At 38.8% G+C, this 20,061-nt stretch carries 15 protein-coding genes; 4 read left to right on the top strand and 11 right to left on the bottom strand.

Annotated elements, in window-relative coordinates:
* Positions 1-20: 20 nt before the first annotated feature.
* Positions 21-1,622 carry an FMN-binding glutamate synthase family protein gene (locus I597_RS11540; protein ID WP_035324623.1) on the bottom strand — a complete coding sequence of 534 codons (1,602 nt, stop codon included), beginning with the start codon at positions 1,620-1,622 and terminating at the stop codon, positions 21-23.
* 111 nt (positions 1,623-1,733) lie between these two features.
* On the opposite strand from I597_RS11540, the gene I597_RS11535 reads away from it, so the two are divergent.
* The 3 genes from I597_RS11535 (at position 1,734) to I597_RS11525 (ending at position 7,151) form a co-directional block, all read left to right on the top strand.
* A complete protein-coding gene (locus I597_RS11535) occupies positions 1,734-2,810 on the top strand; it encodes a DUF3810 domain-containing protein (RefSeq protein ID WP_035324624.1) in 1,077 nt (358 codons plus the stop codon).
* An 89-nt stretch (positions 2,811-2,899) separates the two neighbouring features.
* Entirely contained in the window at positions 2,900-5,860 is a 2,961-nt protein-coding gene (locus tag I597_RS11530; protein ID WP_035324625.1) for an amidohydrolase family protein, read from the top strand.
* A gap of 1 nt (position 5,861) precedes the next feature.
* Positions 5,862-7,151 (top strand): amidohydrolase family protein, encoded by a 1,290-nt coding sequence (locus tag I597_RS11525; RefSeq protein ID WP_035324626.1) that lies wholly within the window; start codon positions 5,862-5,864, stop codon positions 7,149-7,151.
* Between the two features lie 64 nt (positions 7,152-7,215).
* Here I597_RS11525 and I597_RS11520 read toward each other — a convergent pair whose 3' ends face one another.
* Together I597_RS11520 and thrA are read right to left on the bottom strand one after the other, a co-directional pair.
* Positions 7,216-8,172, bottom strand: a complete 957-nt coding sequence (locus I597_RS11520; protein WP_052111655.1) for a homoserine kinase — start codon at positions 8,170-8,172, stop codon at positions 7,216-7,218.
* Positions 8,173-8,179: 7 nt separating this feature from the next.
* Entirely contained in the window at positions 8,180-10,615 is a 2,436-nt protein-coding gene (thrA, locus tag I597_RS11515) for a bifunctional aspartate kinase/homoserine dehydrogenase I (RefSeq protein WP_035324627.1), read from the bottom strand.
* Between the two features lie 421 nt (positions 10,616-11,036).
* Between thrA and I597_RS11510 the strand changes: the two genes are divergently transcribed.
* Positions 11,037-12,587, top strand: coding sequence for a bifunctional ADP-dependent NAD(P)H-hydrate dehydratase/NAD(P)H-hydrate epimerase (locus I597_RS11510; protein WP_035324628.1), 1,551 nt, complete (start codon positions 11,037-11,039; stop codon positions 12,585-12,587).
* Positions 12,588-12,665: 78 nt separating this feature from the next.
* Here the strand turns inward: I597_RS11510 and I597_RS11505 are convergent, their stop codons facing one another.
* The 8 genes from I597_RS11505 to serC form a co-directional block, all read right to left on the bottom strand.
* Positions 12,666-13,226, bottom strand: a complete 561-nt coding sequence (locus tag I597_RS11505) for a hypothetical protein (protein ID WP_035328528.1) — start codon at positions 13,224-13,226, stop codon at positions 12,666-12,668.
* Between the two features lie 37 nt (positions 13,227-13,263).
* Positions 13,264-15,660, bottom strand: coding sequence for a TonB-dependent receptor (locus I597_RS11500; RefSeq protein ID WP_052111656.1), 2,397 nt, complete (start codon positions 15,658-15,660; stop codon positions 13,264-13,266).
* 38 nt (positions 15,661-15,698) lie between these two features.
* Positions 15,699-16,031: a hypothetical protein gene (locus tag I597_RS11495; RefSeq protein WP_035324629.1), complete on the bottom strand. Its 333-nt coding sequence runs from the start codon at positions 16,029-16,031 to the stop codon at positions 15,699-15,701.
* A gap of 3 nt (positions 16,032-16,034) precedes the next feature.
* Positions 16,035-16,553, bottom strand: coding sequence for a DUF6787 family protein (locus tag I597_RS11490; protein ID WP_035324630.1), 519 nt, complete (start codon positions 16,551-16,553; stop codon positions 16,035-16,037).
* An 18-nt stretch (positions 16,554-16,571) separates the two neighbouring features.
* On the bottom strand, positions 16,572-16,979 hold the full coding sequence (locus tag I597_RS11485; RefSeq protein ID WP_035328532.1) for a DUF6146 family protein: 408 nt from the start codon (positions 16,977-16,979) through the stop codon (positions 16,572-16,574).
* 204 nt (positions 16,980-17,183) lie between these two features.
* Positions 17,184-17,819, bottom strand: a complete 636-nt coding sequence (locus I597_RS11480) for a DUF937 domain-containing protein (protein WP_035324631.1) — start codon at positions 17,817-17,819, stop codon at positions 17,184-17,186.
* A 158-nt stretch (positions 17,820-17,977) separates the two neighbouring features.
* Complete coding sequence (locus tag I597_RS11475) at positions 17,978-18,928, bottom strand: D-2-hydroxyacid dehydrogenase (RefSeq protein ID WP_035324632.1); 951 nt, start codon at positions 18,926-18,928, stop codon at positions 17,978-17,980.
* Positions 18,929-18,958: 30 nt separating this feature from the next.
* Positions 18,959-20,023, bottom strand: a complete 1,065-nt coding sequence (gene serC, locus I597_RS11470) for a 3-phosphoserine/phosphohydroxythreonine transaminase (protein WP_035324633.1) — start codon at positions 20,021-20,023, stop codon at positions 18,959-18,961.
* Positions 20,024-20,061: the final 38 nt, after the last annotated feature.

Genomic DNA, 20,061 nt, shown 5'->3' with positions numbered 1-20,061 from the left:
GTACAATTTATAGAGAGACGTTAATAACGCACGTCATCCATATCTATTTCTTTGGCTACTTCTTTTTTATTGTAGTTTCCACCTAGGTCTGGACACTTCATAAGTGCTTTTGTACTTTTAAAAGGAACTGCTACTTTATTGTAACCATATACATCTGCTAGGGTTTGCGTTAGGTTTTTATCACCTAGGTTGATATCTACATCATCCATTGTGAGTTGGGCTGGATGCTCATAGCCACAGGCACGAGTAATCTCTAGTAATTCCTTTTTAAAGTTTTTAAAGTAGTAGTGTGTGCGCTCTGCTTTGTCTTCTATGTTAATACCTCGCTGCAACCACTTGTTTTGTGTAGCAACACCCGTAGGGCAGGTGTTGTTGTGACATACTTTGGCCTGTATACATCCTACAGCAAGCATCGCCTCACGGGCTACGTTTATGCAGTCTACACCCATTGCAAATGCCATTGCAGCCTTTGCTGGGAAGCCTAGCTTACCAGAGCCTATAAAAACTACACGATCTGTGAGTTTGTATTCTTTAAAGATTTTATAAATATCAGAAAATCCATATACCCAAGGCAGGGCTACGTGGTCTGCAAAACTAGGTGGTGCAGCTCCCGTACCACCTTCACCACCATCTACAGTGATAAAGTCTGGCCCTTTGCCAGTGCTTGCCATAATTTCAGCAAGCTCTCTCCAGGCATCTAGTTTACCTATTGCGGCTTTAATACCTACAGGTAATCCAGTCTCGGTTGCAATATCTTCTACAAAATCTATAAGTTCTGGTACGTTTGAGAATGCTTTGTGGTTAGGAGGAGATAAGACGTCTTCACCTTGTTTTACTCCGCGTATCTCTGCAATTTCTTTTGTGATTTTAGATCCTGGTAAAACGCCTCCTTTTCCTGGTTTTGCACCTTGTGAGAGTTTTACCTCTATGGCACGCACCTGCGGATTTTCTGAAACGAGTTTCTTCATTTTAGGCATTGAGAAACCACCTTCCTCACTTCTCACACCAAAATATCCAGTACCAAAGTGAAAAACAACATCACCGCCTTTTTTGTGGTATGGCGACAGTCCACCTTCTCCGGTATTGTGATATGCATAAGCCTTTGCACAACCACGGTTAAGAGACTCTACCGCTTTTGCCGAAAGGCTACCAAAGCTCATTGCACTCACATTTATAATAGAGCCAGGTCTATAAGGACGGGCTCTTCTTCCTGCTCCCATTACTTTTGCACACGCAAGAAAATAAGGGTCTTTTGCATTGGGGTGATCCTTTTCTACTTTGTAAGGTATCATCGCATTGTTTATAAAAATGTAATGAGACTGGTTAATATCACGGTCTGTACCGAAACCTTCGTAGTTATTTTCATTTTTTGCAGAGGCATAAATCCACCCGCGTTCTATACGGTTAAAGGGTAGTTCCTCACGATTATTTGCCACTATATATTGACGTAGCTCTGGACCTATACTTTCAAGCATATACCTAAAGTGGCCTACTACCGGGAAGTTTTTCAAAATGATATGCTTCTTCTGTATAAAGGTGTCATAAATAGCTACGAGTACTACAACGAGTATGAGCCACATCCACCAAGAAATAGCACCTAAGAATGATAAAATAGAATCCATAAACTATATTTTTTTTACTAAAATACGACTAGAAGCAATTTGAATTGTAATTTTTAAGTCAACTTTGTTAAACACACATTGTAAATTGTGACGTAATTTAAATCATATCGCTTGAAAAAGAATCGCATAACCCTCATAATTGGATTACTATTATTTGTACAAATGCTCGTTGTACGACTACTAGCTTTATATCCACAAGCTGTAGAGCAGTGGTACTGTAATGGGATATATCCTGTGATTTCAAAAGGTTTTAGATATGCCTTTGGGTGGTTGCCGTTTTCCTTTGGAGATATTATGTATGCGGTTTTAATCGTGCTTGCGGTACGTGAGATTGTAATCTTGATAAGAAATAGATTTAAGACCATCAAGTCATTCTTACTACGTACCCTTGCGATGATTTCTATTGTATATTTTGCCTTTCACCTTCTTTGGGGAATGAATTATTACCGCTTACCACTACACAAGTCCTTGTCAATAGATAATGACTATACCACACAAGAGCTTGTGTCACTTACAGAAAAACTTCTTAATAATAGTAATAGACTACACACGGCACTTGCTGTAAATGATAGTGCGGTGGTTAATTACGCTTTCGCGAAAGCGGAAATATTTAATAAAACCCTTAACGGCTATGAAGCTTTACAACAGAAGTTTCCTTCCTTGCAATACCCTCCTAAAAGTATAAAAAACTCATTATTGCGATATCCACTATCTGTAATGGGGTATAGTGGTTATCTCAACCCCATTACAAATGAAGCGCAAATTAATGGGATGGTACCCGCTCACAGGTGGCCTGTTATATCTTGTCACGAGCAGGCCCACCAGTTAGGGTTTGCCAAAGAAAATGAAGCAAACTTTATGGCAGTTATGGCTACACTCAATAATGAGGATATACATTTTCAATATTCGGGAAGTATTTTTGCACTTAGGTATTGCCTTAATGATGTGTACCGCCGAGATAAAGAGCTAGGTAAATTATTAAAAAGTAAGGTACATCCGGGTATACTTGCCCAATATCAAATGTCTAGAGATTTTTGGGATGAGATGGATAACCCGCTTGAGCCCATATTTGATCTCTTTTATAGTAACTACCTTAAGGCAAATAACCAGCCGGGTGGTTTAGAAAGCTACAGTTATATGGTGGCATTACTGGTAAACTATGACAAGCAGTTCCCAGAGACTTTTTGATGTTAAAAGTCTCTTAAATATTTATTAAACCTTAACGCCTGCTTAACAAGGTAGTTATCTTTAAGAACTAAATAATTTACAATCTAAATATGTTCTTTAAAAAATTACTTGTCTTAGGGCTGGTAACTTGTTCATTTACAATGTATGCGCAAGATTACTTTCCGGCAAATGCTGGAGTTAAGTCCAAAAATGAAAACTACACGGTGTTTACAAATGCCACAATACACAGCACACCAACCGAAACTATTAAGAAAGGTACCCTAGTGGTACAAAATGGTAGAGTGGTGTCTGTAGGTAAGTCATCTAAATACCCGGCAAATGCTGTTGTGGTTGATCTAGGTGGTAAACACATCTATCCATCTTTTGTAGATATCTATACAAATTTTGGTATTGCAAAGCCTAAGAGGGCTGGAGGTTCTGGTCGTGCTTCTCAATATGACAACTCGAGAGAGGGAGGATACTGGAACGATCATATTCTCTCAGAACAAAATGGCTATGACGACTTTGAGTATGATAAAAAGAAGGCTACCGAATATATAAACGCAGGTTTTGGCGTAGTAGCAACCTTACAACACGATGGTATTGCTCGTGGTACGGGAGCACTTATTGCTCTTAACAATGATGGTAATACGGCAAATCGAGTAATGGAGGAGCGTCTTGCTCAATATTTTTCTTTTGACAAGAGCGTTACTTCTCGACAAGCATACCCTTCTTCAAAGATGGGTGCAACCGCCTTACTACGTCAAGTACAGCACGACCTAGATTGGTATGAGAAAGGAAATGTAGATACAAAAGATATGTCTCTTGAAGCGCTTACGCGAAATAAAACCTTACCGCAATTTTTTGAAGGTGACGGGCTTTATGACGACTTACGTATAGATAAACTAGGAGATCAATTTGGGATAGACTACGTAATAGTTGCAGGCGGAGACGAGTATAAGCGTATAGGTGAGGTACAGGCAATGAATCGTAAAATGATCTTGCCACTTAAATTTCCAGATGCCTATGATATGGAAGAGCCATATGCTGCCGAATATGTAGCGCTGTCTGATATGAAGCACTGGAACCAAGCACCTACAAACCCTAAAGCATTACAAGATGCTGGAGTGACATTTGCACTTACTACATTTAAGCATAAATCACCAAAGGATTTTAAAAAGCACCTTATGAAGGCGATTACGTATGGTCTTTCTAAAGAGCGTGCGCTAGAAGCACTTACTACGATACCAGCGCAAATGGTAGGTAAGAGCGGTGAGATAGGTGTTCTTAAAAATAGAGCGTGGGCAAACTTTATGATTACTTCTGGAGAGGTGTTTGAAAAAGACACAAAATTATTTGAGCACTGGATTCAGGGTAATAAAAATGTAGTTAAAGATATGACTACAGTAAACATAGATGGCAACTATGCAATTAACCTTAACGGTGTTACTTATAATCTAGAAGTAAAAAACTCAACCGAAAAGGCAAAAGCAACTTTGAAAAAAGGAGGAGAAGAAGTAAAGAGCGAGTTTGCTTATAAACAAGACTGGGCTACAGTTATTTTTAAAGAAGCCGAAGGTAAGTTTATAAGACTCGTTGCTAGAGCAGATGCAAATGGTCTTAATGGTAAAGCAATTCTTGCAGATGGAACAGAAAAGAACTTTACTTCTAGAAAGACAGCTTTAGAGGCAAGTGAAGCTAAGGATGATAAAAAAGGTGGTGATAAACCCCTAGATGTTATGCCACTTACATATCCTAATATGGCTTTTGGTTATGAGACACGTCCTAAGCAACAAGATATTTTAATTAAAAACTCAACGGTCTGGACAAATGAGGCAGAGGGTATTCTTGAGAATGCAGATGTCTTAATCAAAGATGGAAAAATAAGTGCAGTAGGAAAAAATCTATCAGCGCGAGGAGCTATGGTAGTAGATGGTACAGGTAAGCACGTTACTTCTGGTATTATAGATGAGCACTCACATATTGCAGCTTTTGCAATAAACGAGTCTGGTCATAACTCTACAGCAGAGGTACGTATGAGTGATGTGGTTAATCCAGATGATTCTGATATTTATCGTAACCTAGCTGGTGGAGTAACGGCCATCCAGTTACTACACGGGTCTGCAAACCCAATAGGTGGACAGAGCGCAGTGATGAAGCTTAAGTGGGGAGCACCTATAGATGAAATGGTAATTAAGGATAAGAAGTTTATCAAGTTTGCCTTAGGTGAAAACGTAAAACAAGCAAACTGGAATAGCTACTCAAGATTCCCTCAAACAAGAATGGGAGTAGAGCAAGTTTTTGTAGACTACTTTACAAGAGGTAAAGAATATGAAGCAAAGAAGAAAAGTGGACAGCCGTATCGCGTAGATGAGGAAATGGAAACTATAGTTGACATTCTTAATATGGAGCGTCTTATCTCTTGTCACTCATATGTACAGAGCGAGATTAATATGACAATGAAGGTGGCAGAGCAGTTTGGTTTTAATGTAAACACCTTTACACACATACTAGAAGGTTATAAGGTTGCAGATAAAATGGCAGAGCACGGCGTAGGAGGATCTACCTTCTCAGACTGGTGGGCTTATAAATATGAGGTAAACGATGCGATTCCTTATAATGCTGCTATTATGCACAGAGCAGGAGTTACAGTAGCCATTAACTCAGATGATGGTGAGATGTCAAGACGTCTTAATCAAGAAGCTGCAAAAATTTATAAGTACGGTGGTATTGAAGAAGAGGACGCTTGGAAAATGGTCACATTAAATCCGGCAAAGCTTTTACATATGGATGATCGTGCAGGAAGTCTTAAACCTGGTAAGGATGGAGATGTCGTTATATGGTCAGATCACCCGCTTAGTATAAAAGCTAGAGCAGAGAAAACTATAATAGAAGGAAAAGTATTCTTTGATATAGAAAAGGATAAGGAACTACGCGCAACGGTACAAAAAGAAAAAGCACAACTTACTGCAATGATGCTTGCAGAAAAGAACAAAGGCTTAAAAACACAACCGGCGAGAAAGAAAGAAAAACAACGTATGCATTGTGATACAGAACAAACAATTTACTAAGATGAAAACACTACAACAATTACTAGTAGCCGTTGTTTTCCTTTTAGGAGCAACAGCAATTGCACAACAAACACCTGCACCTGCTCAAGCAACTGCTTATACAATAACGGGAGCAACAGCACACGTAGGTGATGGGACCGTAATAGATAATGCCACTATCGTATTTGAAAATGGTAAAATATCTACAATTCAAAGTGGTGGTAGCGCCACAAAGGGAACAGTGATAAATGCCACAGGTAAACACGTATATCCTGGTTTTATAGCAACAAACACAACGCTAGGCCTTGTAGAGGTAGGCGCAGTAAGACAATCTAATGATTATGATGAGATAGGAGAGATGATCCCACACGTACGTGGTATCATTGCTTATAATGCAGAGTCTAAGGTTGTAGAATCTATGCGTCCTAACGGAGTACTTATGGCACAGATTAGACCTGTAGGAGGGACTATCTCTGGCGCATCTTCTGTAGTGCAGCTAGATGCTTGGAACTGGGAAGATGCAGCTTATAAAACAGATGAAGGTATCTTTATGGACTGGCCTCGTACAATGCGTCGCGGTAGATGGTGGCTAGGTGAGGAGCCTGGTTATAAGCCAAACAAGTCGTATAAAGAGGATATAAATAAGATTAAAATGTTTTTTAATAACTCAAGAGCTTACAGTAAAGCTAAGGGAACTAAAAACTTACCTTTTGATGCGATGAAGAATGTCTTTAACGGCACACAAAAAGTATATATAAGTGCAAATGACCAAAAACAAATTCTTGATGTGATAGCATTTGCCAAAGAGATGCAACTTACTAATGTAGTGCTTGTAGGAGGATACCAATCTTATAAAGTAGCAGAAGAACTAGCTAAGGCAAACATACCTGTGATACTACAACGTGTCCAAGGACTACCATCTATGGAAGATCACGATTATGACCTACCTTATAAATTACCAAAGTTACTTACAGATGCAGGTGTGACTGTAGCTTTAGGCTATGATGCAGAGTACTGGCAAGTGCGTAACCTGCCTTTTTATGCAGGTCAAGTAACACAATTTGGGTTAAGCGATGAAGATGCGCTTAAAATGATAACTTTAAATCCTGCTAAAATTATGGGGATAGCTTCTACAACTGGTACGCTAGCGCCTGGTAAAGATGCTACACTTTTTATAAGTGATGGCAATGCGTTAGATATGAGAGGTAACAATCTATCTAGAGCCTTTATACAAGGTCGTGATATTAGTTTAGAATCACACCAGACTAAGCTTGCAAAGCGATATGCAGAGAAGTATGGTCAGAGTGAATAATTAATTACTTTCACAATCCAACCAAAGAAGAATGCCGGGCAATTGCTCGGCATTTTTTATTGTATTATATGATATGGCAACCCGTTCCAGAAATTCGGCTGGAGTAGCTGTCTACTTGGAGACCGTTTTCTTGATACAAGGCTACACTCTTAGCTAGATATGAGTCTATGTGCGCTTTCGCGAAAGCGAGACAAAACATACTAGGCCCACTACCAGAAATACCAAAGGCAATGCATTGGTTCTCTTTAGAAATAGTACGTATCTCATCAAAATGCGGAATCAATTGCTTGCGGTGGGGCTCTACAAGCACATCTTGTATACTCTCGGTAAAAAGTTCTTTATCCCATTCATATAGCGAGGCAACAAAACCGGCTAGATGTTGCGATTGCTTAATGGCATCTGCAAGAGGTACCGTTTTAGGTAAAATCTCCCTTGCTTCTTTGGTTTTTATGGTAATATGCGGGTGTAGTATACCTACGTATACCGTTTCCATAGGTGGGAGCGCTATAATTTTAAGAGGGGAGTAGCCGGTAACTAGCGTTGTGCCTCCATAAATACAAGGAGCTACATTATCTGCGTGTTCATTACCACTTGCAAGTGCTTCTCCCTTCATAGCATAGCGAGTGAGTTCAAGATTAGATAATGGCTCATCAAGTAATTGATTAATGCCGTAAACGGCCCCAGCCGCGCTTGCACTGCTGCTGCCTATACCAGAACCACATCGTATTTTTTTATAAATTTCGATAGCTACGCCAAAATCTGCTTGTATGTCTTCTAGCATTGCATTACCTGCCACACCGGCAACATTATTATGCGCCTCCATAGGTAAATCGTCACCCGTAATTTTTGTAATGGTAACACCTTTATCAGTAGTTTTTCTAAAAACCATCTCGTCACCTATGCCCTCAAGGGCAAAACCTAGCGAGTCAAAACCGCAGTTTACGTTTGCAACAGTTGCGGGGCAAAAAATGCGTATCTCCTCACGAGTTTTAGAGCTTTCTTTATGTGTTTTTTGAGACATATTAAAATTATCTAAGTCTTATGATATCACTGAAGAGTCCGCTGGCGGTAACATCTCCTCCTGCACCTGCACCTTTTACAATAAGCGGTTGCTCTGGATAACGTGCTGTGTAAAATAAAACAATATTATCTGACCCTTCAAGGTTGTAAAACGGACTGTCTGCGCCTACAGACTGTAAGCCTACGCTTGCTTTACCATTATCTAGCTGGGCTACATACTTAAGGCGTTTGCCTGCTGCTGTAGCATCGGCAACTAATTTTTCAAAGTGTGCTGCGTCTTCTTTGAGTGTTTCAAAAAAGTGAGGCACGTCTGTACTATCCAGATTGTTTTTGGTTAAAAAAGGTGTGTTTGTAATATTTTCTAGCTCTAGTTCAAGACCGCTTTCTCTAGCTAGTATAAGAATTTTACGTGCCACATCTACACCGCTTAAATCTATGCGTGGGTCTGGCTCTGTATATCCTTCTTCTTTGGCTTCTTGTACCACGTCATAAAAGCTACCACCACTTTTAAAGTTGTTAAAAACAAAGTTTAAGCTTCCCGAGAGTACGGCTTGTACCTTAGTAATTCTATCACCAGAGGCAATTAGGTTTTGCAAGGTGTCTATTATAGGCAGTCCTGCGCCCACGTTAGTCTCAAACTTAAATGGAGCGTTGTACTTGCGGCTAAGTCTTTTGAGATTTGCATAATACTCTTGCTTACCTGCGGCAGCTATTTTATTACAAGCAACCACGGCAATGCTATTTCTTAAGTATTCCTCATATGCCATTGCCACAGGTTCATTTGCGGTGATGTCTACAAAAACTGAGTTGCGCTGGTTGAGGTTTATCACGCTTTCGCGAAAGCGTAAAACATCTGCTTTCTCACCTCCATCTAGTTGTGCTTCCCAGTTATTGAGGTCTATAGGCTCTTGCGATACGAGCATCTTGCGACTGTTAGAAAGTCCTAGCACTCGTATGTTGAGGTTGAGGTGCTCTTTAAGGTATTGCTTTTGGTTATTGATTTGCTCAAGAAGCTTTGCGCCTACGTTACCTACCCCCGTAATAAACAGGTTAATTTGCTTGCGGTTACCTTCAAAAAATACTTCGTGTAGACTGTTAAGAGCTTTTTTTACATCTTTCTGAGCAATTACGGCAGATATGTTTTTCTCACTTGCTCCTTGTGCAATGGCGCGTATGTTTACATTGTTTCTACCTAGGGTAGAAAACATTTTTCCTGAGATGCCTTGATGACTTTTCATAGATTCACCTACAAGGGCGATAATTGCTAGAGACGTCTCAACAATTACCGGGTCAATTTTATGCAACGATAGTTCGTAAGCAAACTCTGTTTCTATCGCTGTTTTTGCACGTAAGGCATCTGCCTCCATCACACCTATACAGATACTGTGCTCACTGGAAGCTTGAGTAATGAGTATGATATTAACTTGCTGTTGCGATAGTACCTCAAATAGACGTTTTGAGATACCAGATATTCCTACCATACCTGCTCCCTCAAGGGTTAATAAAGCCACATCACTTATGTGAGATATTCCTTTAATCGGGTTGGGGTGTGCAATGTCTTGATTACCTATGCGCGTACCGGCCTCTTCTGGAGCCATTGTATTTTTAATGTAGATAGGTATGTTTTTACTCAATACGGGTACAATAGTAGGAGGGTAGAGTACTTTTGCTCCAAAATGTGATAACTCCATAGCCTCGTGGTATGAAATTTCTTGTATGGGTTTTGCCTGTTTTACCAGCTTTGGATTTGCCGAAAACATACCGCTTACATCTGTCCAGATTTCTAGTTGCTCTACATCTAGGGCTGCTGCAATTATAGCCGCAGTAAAGTCTGATCCTCCACGACCTAGTGTACTTGTATCACCTGCCTCTGTACGCGCGATAAATCCACCTAGAACAGTGATTTGTGCTTTCTTTTCTGCAAAATATGCGGTGATGTTTTGGTTTGTAACCTCATAAAGAACCCCAGCCTTTGTATGGTTTGCATCTGTTATAATAAGTTCTCTACTATCTTTAAGACTTGCATCTATACTTTTATGTTTAAACGCAGCAGCTATGATGTAACTGCTTGTAAGTTCTCCATAGGCAGCTAGTTTATTTAATGTTTTTGGAGAGAGTTCATTTATAAGATAGATACCTTTAAGTAAGTCTTCTAGGTGCGACATTTGTAAAGTAATCGCTTTGAGAACCTCTTGGTTACCACCAGTGAGCGTATCTGTAAAAGATATATGCTTTTGAGAGATTTCTTTAAGAATATCTTTGTAGCTCTCTTCTTTTTTGGCTGCTAGTGCTCCAGCCTTTAGTAACAAATCTGTTACACCACCTAGGGCAGACACGACTACGGCTACAGGACTTTGAGCTGCCTGGTTTGCCACGATGGCAATTGTTTTTTCTATGTTTTCTACACTTCCTACAGAAGTGCCTCCAAATTTTAATACACGCATATACAAATGCTTTGTCATTTTTACCTGAGTAAAAACTAATGAATAAATCTAATTTGTGTGTGTGAAGAGTGTCCCGCGACTACGGAAACTAAATGAACGATATATATACAGAATACCCCATAGGGGTAATTGTACCTATAGTAATAGAGGTAGTATAAAAAGTAGTTATGTTTTGTGCTTCGATCATCTTGTCTGTGATGAAGTAAATGTATTACTTTTACCTAAACAGGCAATGCAGAGAATTTAGTTTTACGGATATCATAAATAACCATAAACAATCCTTGCTTTATTGTAAATGTGATAATTTCTATAAAGTTTTCTCTCTTATTTAATGATAGAACATAGATCTTATCATTATTTTGATAATACACTTACTTATACTAATGACTGAGAGCAAAGAAGCTCATTAACACCTATACTTATGAAGATTTTTAGTTCTAAACAACTATACGAAGCAGACAAAGTAACAATAGAGAAGGAGGGTATACCATCTTATAACCTAATGGAGCGCGCCGGAGGTTATGTATATGAGTGGATGCATAAACGATTGCAAGGACAGCCAGTACCTATTAAAGTCTTTTGTGGTATAGGAAATAATGGTGGTGATGCCTTAGTTATAGCAAGGTTATTACTTAAAAATGGCTATAACGTAGATACATACATTGTAGATTGTAACGATAAGCGATCTACAGATTTTTTAAAGGCGTATGAGGCTCTTAAAAATGAAGTAAAAAAATGGCCTGAGATAATTAAGGGAGTAGAAAACTTTCCAGAGATAAGTCCGCAAGATATTGTGGTAGACGGAATTTTTGGAATAGGGCTTAACAGATGTCCAGAAGATTGGGTAAAAGCACTTTTTGTAAAAATAAATGAGTCTAAAGCCTATACATTATCTATAGATATACCATCTGGTATGTATGGAGATAGAGGTCTTGACAAGGATGATATTGTTGTGCATTCAACATTTGTATTGAGTTTTATGTCTCCTAAGCTCGCTTTCTTCTTGCCAGAAACAGGGAAGTATATAAATATGTGGGATACTATTGATATAGGTCTGGACCCAGAATATCTAGCAACCACACCTTCAGATGTGAAGCTCATAAGTAAACCTGAAATACAGCAAATGTATAAAGGTCGCTCACAGTATACTCATAAAGGGATGTTTGGCCACAGTTTAATTATAGGTGGAAGTTTTGGAAAAATGGGTGCTGTACAACTTGCAAGTAAGGCAGCGCTAAGAGCTGGAAGTGGCCTTGTAACTGCTTATGTACCACAAATAGGAGTACCTATTTTACAAACAGCATTGCCAGAAGTAATGGTTGAAACAGATAACTTTAATGGGAAAGTTTTTGAGGAGATAGATTTTCAGACAGAGGCAAATGCGATTGCAATAGGTCCAGGTATGGGAACAGATGAGAAAACTGTTGCAGCGATGGAGTCTTTCTTAAAATCTCAGAAAGCTCCACTAGTTATTGATGCAGATGCTATAAACATAATAGCAAAGCGACCTGCACTTATGAAGCAAGTACCTGCTTTGTCTATACTCACACCTCATCCAGGTGAATTAGAGAGGCTAGTAGGGAAGTGGGATGACGACTTTGATAAGCTAGAAAAAACAGCAAAATTTGCAAAAAATCATAATGTTATCATAGTTATAAAAGGAGCACACACTATTACAGTGTATGATATGCAGCTTTATATTAATACTACGGGTAATCCAGGTCTATCTACAGCAGGAACAGGAGATGTGCTTACAGGAGTCATTACTGGGCATCTAGCACAAGGATACCACCCTATGGAAGCAGCAATGATGGGAGTATACTTTCACGGTCTAGCAGCAGATGTTGCCGTAAATCAATATGGTATAGAAGGACTTATAGCAGGTGATGTAACAGAGTTTTTGGGAAGAGCAGTAATGAGTCTTTTTGAAAAACCAGAACAAGAAGGAGCACAGGCACCACCACAACAGTAGGACATACATCATAAAATAATAAAAGGGATAGCGCAATAGCGCTATCCCTTTTATTATTAAAAGTATACTTACTTTACATTACTCAACAGTAACAGGAAAAGTAACTTGAATATCTGTTTCTCCACCAGCATCACTTAACGTTCCATCGTTAGGCTTAGTAGGCTCGTGACGTAGGGTAACTGTAAGTGTACCTGTACCAGCAGTTGCTCCGGTAGTAAGTGTTACCACAGTACCAAGTGGGTTATTATCACTATCAAAGTTACCGTATGCAATCGCTGCATCTACTCCTGCACTTGGAGTATAAAATACTTGGTGCTCATCTGCCTCTTCTTCTACCTCTTCGGTAATATCCTCTGCTGGGCTTTCTGTTTCGTTAAGAAACTCTACAGTACCGTTATAAACAGTGCTTATATCTAAGTTACCAGATACAGTAATTGTAGGTGCATTAGGACCATCTCCATCAAGATCTTGTGATGTAAGAACAATCGTTTCTGCTCCAGACTGTAGTGTAAGATTTAAGGTTGTTATTACCTCTTCTTCATTGATTATTTCTGGAGTATCTCCATCATCATCACTAGAACAAGCTGCAAGACTAATAGCAGTAAGGGCAATAAGCGTGTAATTTCTAAAATTTTTCATAGTTTGTGTGTTGTTACGCTTTCGCGAAAGCGTAGATTTAATAATTAATTTTAATTTGTAATAAAACATTTCTACCTAAATCATCTGCAAAATAGCGCTGGCGATTTAAGTACTCCCTGTAAGAGGTGTCAAATAGATTGTTTACCATAAGACCTACATTAAGATTGCTCTTATCATTTATTGCAAAATCAATAGAGCTTCTAAAGTTGAGAAGATGATACGCATCGGGAGGTGTGCTTATATCTACTAACTCTGTTGTGTTAGTCTCAGGTAGAAAAACGTCAAAGTTTGTGTCTGGAAACTCATTTTGACGAAATACATAGTTACTTTCAAGTGACAGCTTCAAATTATTTACAGACGGTATTGTATATGTAACAGTGTTACGCGTACTTGCCGAAGGCACATTAATTAAAGCTCTGTCAAAGGTTACATCCTTTCCTTTTACCAGCGAAAACTGGTTAGAAAATTCAAAACGATCTGTTACTTGCACGTTGTTATCTATGTCAAAACCTAACAGTCTGGCTTGTGTCTGTCTATACTCCCATACAGGAAAACTGCCTCTTAAGGTTTGCTGTACGCCTGTAGGCTCTATAAGGATAAAATCCTCAATAAAGTTTGCAAACGGAGCAATAGTAAAACTCCAAGTGTCTGTAGATCTTGTAAAATTTAATGAAATTTTATTTGCGACTTCTTGATTAAAACTTAGGTCCCCTAGCTCTAGACGGGCAGCACTCTGGTGTAATCCATCAGAAAATAATTCTGACACATTAGGCGAGCGAGATGCCAGTGCATAGTTTAAGGAAACCGTAGTCGCATCATTTACCTCATAAGAGGCTCCTGCTGTTGCTGAGAAATTGTGATACTCAAATTCTGGTCTTACAAATATTTGATTTTCAAATTCTTCAACTTCAAACTGAGCAAAGTTTACATCATATTCTCTGGCTTCCCAGAGGCTTGTGATGTAAAACTTCTCTGCATTGATGCGGTTGTAATCATATCTTGCACCTGCCTCTATAGTCCACTTTCCAAAGACTTTAGACCCTAATGCATAAATACCAAAGTCATAACCTTGATAATCTGGTATTAGTCTTCGTACTCCAGTAACGGGGTCGGGAAAGTGATCTTGGTACCTTCCAGAAATACCCACCTTTGCGGTAATGGTATTATCTGCCGTGTAGTCAAAATCTATTTTTCCTCCTATAGTTTCAAGTTGTAGATCAATAGATGGTCTCAAGTCATCGCTGTCGCGACGTATGTCAAACTCAAGTCTGTTATTGCGCTGGTAATCTACCTGAGCACTTAACTTCCCAAAGTTATCAAAGCGATAAAATGACTTAAGTTTTGCAATTTGATGTTGTACCTCCTGTTTTGGAGCATTAATATCATACGTAAATGGCTCTACTACAAAGGGCTCTTGGCTGTTTATAGCAACCGAGAGATCTGCAGCATTACCTACGTGCGATGAGCGTAAAATACCAGATTCTTTGTCAAAAATCGAGTAGCTAGCCTCTACACCATAACGATATTTATTAACTCCTATACGTACAGAAAGGTCTCTCTCATACAGAGCTGTATTACTTAGTACATAATCTGGCGCTTCAAAATCCCCAAAGCGTTTTAAAGTTCCATTTAGGCCTCCATACCAGCCGTTATTATATGATTTTATTAAAGAAGTGGTAATAGATCCACCACGACCGTTTGTTGCACCGGTTATGATCGTTCTCCCAAAAAGGGTGTCCTTTACTGGTACCTGCTCTGGCTCTATGATAATGGTGCCTCCTATAGCATCACCACCATATTGCAATCCTGCTGCTCCTTTAATAACTGTGACTTCACCAGCTGCATTTACATCTATATTAGGTGCGTGTTCTACACCCCATTCTTGATCTTGCAATCTCGTACCCTCTGTAATAAGTACTACTCTACTAGAGTGTAGCCCTTGTATTACAGGTTTTACAACAGAGTTACCCGTGTTTAAAGAGGTAACACCACTTAGGTTTTTAAGTGCATCACCTAGTGATGCTGCACTGTTGTTTTCTAAGAGGTTGTGGTCTACCACACTTTCTGTCGCTGTACGGCTTTTACTTTTATGAGCGTGCGCAACAATCTCTACATCGCCTAGAGACTCCAGGTGATGCTCCATATTAATAGTACGAGTTGTATTACCGCTTACAGTTACTTTTACAAGCTGTGTCTCACACGCAGGATGAGATACCTGTAGTGTATACTGGTCCTCACAAAGATTTGTAATCACATATTTTCCTTGCGCATCTGTTGTCACAGATCGCTCAGAGCCTACTATAATAATGGTTGCTTCTTCAAGCACTTCATTATCGTGTAAGTCTATAATGTATCCAGATAGCGTATAAGTGCACTCTTGTGCAGTAGCTGTAATGCTCAGCAAGGCAATGCTAAGCCATAAATAAAATTTCATAAAAATTGTTTTGCTAATTATTGAATAAAATTCAATCACTAGCAAGACGGTGGTCCACGGTCTGAAGATGTTATGACTGTGGTTGTGTATGATGTACTTAACTGTACATCATTACTTTTTTTAATTAAAATTGTAGCTGTTTGGTACGCTTTCGCGAAAGCGTAAACTCCTTCTTTTACAATATGAAGATCTCCTAGATCACAATCTAGCTTCTTCTCGTGTACGTGAGTTTTATTACCAAATGAACAGGTGTCGTAATGTGTGTGGTTTTCTGTACTGTGCAAGAAAGAGACAAGCGCAGGTAATAGAAAAGCAAGCATTATAAAAAATGCAGCTGCGCGTTGTAAATTATGTGGTCTCTGTTCTTTCAAAATCTATTTTGTAAATATAAAGCCTAATCCCATTCTTGAAACCATTTTTATGGCAAATGCTTTAAAGAATGTGTACTGACCGAATAACCAACCAAATATCACTAATAACACTTGATATATGGGGAAAATTAACAAGATTCTAACAGGCCAATAAATCCATCCACTAGTGAGATCTTTATCTAATCCTATAATTTCCATTAAAGGGTTTGATAACCTACCTGCTGTTGAGCCAGTTACGGCAAATGCAAGAAAAATTGCAATAAGCTCCCATCTATAACTAACGCCCCATCTGTCATATAATTTTGTAAATAACCACAGGGTAAATTTAATGATAAGGAAGGTGAGTAGGAGTGTACCGAGCGAGAGAAGCACTAGATAGGTAATAGAAGTTGCCTCTAAAAATTTTGAAATAATAGCTTTCGAAAGTAAGAAAGCCGATACGAAACTGGCAATTAATCCCAGTATAACGTGAATAAATTGCCAGTTTTTTGTGATTTCCCAGCGCGTTTTAAATTTTTCCATAGCGCTGCAAAAATACGATTATCGTAGTTTCTGGTTGTTACGTTGTTGAAAATATTCAAACCAGTTATATAACAAGTAGTTTACTTCATAACCGTAGTCTATACCACGCTGGTAATCTATTTGTTGTATGTAAAGGTTAGGGTCATACTGCGTTGTATTTACTACGCGGTTATTATATTCATTTACAAAAATTACATTTCTATTCTCAAGCCAGAACTGCTCATAATAACCTCTAGGGGGTTGTGTGACTAGCCACTGATTAAAACCAGGTTCTATAATTATAATCTCGTATTCAAGACTATCATTTGCGATGCGTACCGTGTCAGACATAGCCTCTGAGCTATTTGTAATGTCTTGTTTTTTTGAGCTGCTGGCGCATCCTATAATGAGCGCTGTGAGTAGTAGTGTGTAACATAGTTTTTTCATAATACTAAAGTTAATGGTTTTACAAATAATTTCTGTAGCAATTAATAAGGTATTAACGATAGCTTGATAATTGTACATTGTAAATTTAGAATGTGGCATTCATTAATAGTATCACCATTGAGTGAACGTGGCTTTACACTTAGGGAACAAAAAAAAGGATGCCTATGTAGGCATCCTTTTACTATCTTAAATGGTGTAATAATCTTATTTTCCAAAAAGACCACCTAGTAGGCCTCCTATACCACCTTTTCCTTTATTACTTCCTAATACCATACCAGCTACATCGTCAAGGATGCTACCGTCCCCGTCTGAGTCTAGTAGTGTTGTAATAAGGCTTTGGTTTTCTTTTGGTTGCCCTCCTAGCATACTTCCTAGAAGTGCATTCATACCACTACCATCGCTTACATTATTTTGCTGTGTTTGTTTTCCTAACACACCCATAAGTACTGGAGCAGCAACTTTAAGTATTTGTGCTATAGAACCAGCATCTACACCTGTTTTACTACTTAGTGCGTTTTCTACTTGTGGCTGGTTACCACCTAGCAAGTGACCTAAAATACCTGCACCATCTTGTAATACGTCATCACTAGGTCCTCCATTACCCATAAGGTCTCCTAGTTGGTCAAGAATACCACCACTATGTTTTCCACTTAAAGCACCCATTAATCCAGCAGCACCTTCTGGAGTTTGTACATTTTTTTTCATTGCACCCATAAGTACTGGCAAAGCCATACTCAATACGTTTGCAGTATCTCCTTCAGATTGTCCAGCTTTTGCGCTAGCTCCTTGGATGAGCGTTTTTCCTATTGGTCCATTAAGTAGATCTAGTAATCCTGACATATTATTTTAGTTTTAATTGTGAGTTTTCAATTTACGAATTAATATAAGCGGTTTGACAAACAGCCATAAAAAAACCATCCAAAAGGATGGTTTGCTTGTTTTTATCGATAAAAAGCAAATTAATTCAATTTAGAAATCAAATGTTTGATATCGTTGCATTATTTTAAAATACTCATAATCTGTTCTGCTAGCTCTGTACCTATGCGATCTTGAGCTCCACCAGTTGCCGCACCTATGTGTGGTGTAAGGCTTACTTTAGGATTCATAAGTACTTGTACGGCTGGAGTAGGTTCGTTTTCAAAAACGTCTAGACCTGCAAATGATAACTTACCACTGTCTAAGGCTGCGATAAGAGCTACTTCATCAATAACTCCACCACGTGCTGCATTTACAATGGCTGCGCCATCTTTCATAAGCTCAAACTCGGGCTTACCTATTACGTAATCCTTTTGTGCAGGTACGTGAAGGGTCACAAAATCTGCAGATTTTAACAACTCTTCTTTAGTTATAGATTGTATTGTAAAAGAAACTGACTGTCCATCAAAGAAAGGAACTTTAACAGTAGCCTCTTCTGTAAATGGGTCGTGAAAGATTACTTTCATCCCTACACCTAATGCTATTTTTGCAGTTTCTTGACCTATACGTCCAAAACCGATAACCCCAAGTGTTTTACCACGTAGCTCGGTTCCTTTCGCGTAAGCTTTCTTTAATCCTTTAAATTTTGTATCACCATCTAGAGGCATATTTCTGTTTGAGTCAAATAGAAAACGTACGCCGTTGTAGAGGTGTGCAAAAACAAGCTCTGCAACAGATGCCGAAGATGCTGCTGGTGTATTGATCACGTGAAGTCCTTTATCACGTGCATATTGTACATCTATATTATCCATACCTACACCACCACGGCCTATAACTTTTATAGATGGGCAAGCGTCTATTAACTCTTTACGCACTGTGGTTGCACTACGCACAAGTATAACATCTATTTCATTTGTGTTAATGTAGTTCTCAAGTTGATCTTGAGCTACGTTTGTAGTAATTACTTCAAAGCCTCCTGCGGTAAGCGCGTCAACTCCTGTTTGTGATATTCCGTCGTTTGCTAATACTTTCATAGTATATAGTGTTGTATGCGTTTTTTTAAATTATGCTTTTCTTTCTAGCTCGCTCATTACGTCTACTAGTACACCTACACTGTCCATAGAGAGTGCATTATACATAGATGCTCTATAACCTCCTACACTTCTGTGACCATTAAGACCGTTTATACCTGCTTCTTTCCACATTGTATCAAAGGCATCTTTAAGGTCTCCATCTGTAAGTGAGAAGGTAGCATTCATTGTAGATCTATCTTCTTTGGCAGCGAATCCCTTAAATAATGGATTAAGCTCTATCTCACTATAGAGCAAGGTCGCCTTACGATCATTAATCTCCTCAATAGCTTTTACACCTCCTAGCTTTTTAAGCCATCTCATCGTGAGCATAGAGACATATACTGCATAGACAGCAGGTGTGTTAAACATACTTCCTTTGCTTATATGCGTTTCATAATTGAGCATAGAAGGTATTTGACGTGTCACTTTACCTAAAATGTCTTCACGTATTACAACTAGTGTTGTACCTGCTGGTCCCATATTTTTTTGAGCACCTGCGTAGATAAGATCAAATTGTCCAAAATCTATCTCTCTAGAGAAGATGTCACTACTCATATCACATATAAGAGGACAGTCTACTTCAGGAAAATCCTTTATTTGTGTTCCGAAGATGGTATTGTTACTCGTAAGGTGCAAATAATCTAGTCCTTCTGGAATTGAGTATCCTTTAGGTATGTAATTAAAGTTTGCCTCTTTACTTGATGCAACCTCTACAATCTCCCCAAAAAGCTTAGCTTCCTTTATTGCTTTATCACTCCAAGTTCCGGTATTTATATAACCAGCCTTAGATTGCAATAAGTTATATGCAGTCATTAAGAATTGTGTACTTGCACCTCCTTGTAGGAAGAGGGCTTTATACCCTTTACCTTCTAGGCCTAGTAGCTCTAAAGCCAGTTGCCTAGCCTCATCCATTACATCTACAAAGTCTTTACTTCTGTGAGAAATCTCCAGTATGGATAAACCAGAATCGTTAAAATCTAATATGGCTTGTGATGCTTCTTTAAAAACATCTTGAGGTAAAATACAAGGTCCTGCGCTAAAGTTGTGCTTCTTCATTTTATGCTAATTTTGAAATGCAAAGATGCTCAAAACAA

The organism is Dokdonia donghaensis DSW-1 (assembly GCF_001653755.1).
GTDB lineage: Bacteria > Bacteroidota > Bacteroidia > Flavobacteriales > Flavobacteriaceae > Dokdonia > Dokdonia donghaensis.
This window is presented reverse-complemented; position numbering and strand designations above follow the sequence as displayed.

Bases quoted from the DNA above. Each gene is read 5' to 3' on its own strand.
- I597_RS11525 (WP_035324626.1), top strand. From the start codon at position 5,862: ATGAAAACACTACAACAATTACTAGTAGCCGTTGTTTTCCTTTTAGGA.
- I597_RS11485 (WP_035328532.1), bottom strand. From the start codon at position 16,979: ATGAAAAAACTATGTTACACACTACTACTCACAGCGCTCATTATAGGA.
- I597_RS11475 (WP_035324632.1), bottom strand. From the start codon at position 18,928: ATGAAAGTATTAGCAAACGACGGAATATCACAAACAGGAGTTGACGCG.
- serC (WP_035324633.1), bottom strand. From the start codon at position 20,023: ATGAAGAAGCACAACTTTAGCGCAGGACCTTGTATTTTACCTCAAGAT.
- I597_RS11500 (WP_052111656.1), bottom strand. From the start codon at position 15,660: ATGAAATTTTATTTATGGCTTAGCATTGCCTTGCTGAGCATTACAGCT.
- I597_RS11520 (WP_052111655.1), bottom strand. From the start codon at position 8,172: ATGTCTCAAAAAACACATAAAGAAAGCTCTAAAACTCGTGAGGAGATA.
- I597_RS11490 (WP_035324630.1), bottom strand. From the start codon at position 16,553: ATGGAAAAATTTAAAACGCGCTGGGAAATCACAAAAAACTGGCAATTT.
- I597_RS11510 (WP_035324628.1), top strand. From the start codon at position 11,037: ATGAAGATTTTTAGTTCTAAACAACTATACGAAGCAGACAAAGTAACA.
- I597_RS11540 (WP_035324623.1), bottom strand. From the start codon at position 1,622: ATGGATTCTATTTTATCATTCTTAGGTGCTATTTCTTGGTGGATGTGG.
- I597_RS11505 (WP_035328528.1), bottom strand. From the start codon at position 13,226: ATGAAAAATTTTAGAAATTACACGCTTATTGCCCTTACTGCTATTAGT.
- thrA (WP_035324627.1), bottom strand. From the start codon at position 10,615: ATGCGTGTATTAAAATTTGGAGGCACTTCTGTAGGAAGTGTAGAAAAC.
- I597_RS11480 (WP_035324631.1), bottom strand. From the start codon at position 17,819: ATGTCAGGATTACTAGATCTACTTAATGGACCAATAGGAAAAACGCTC.
- I597_RS11530 (WP_035324625.1), top strand. From the start codon at position 2,900: ATGTTCTTTAAAAAATTACTTGTCTTAGGGCTGGTAACTTGTTCATTT.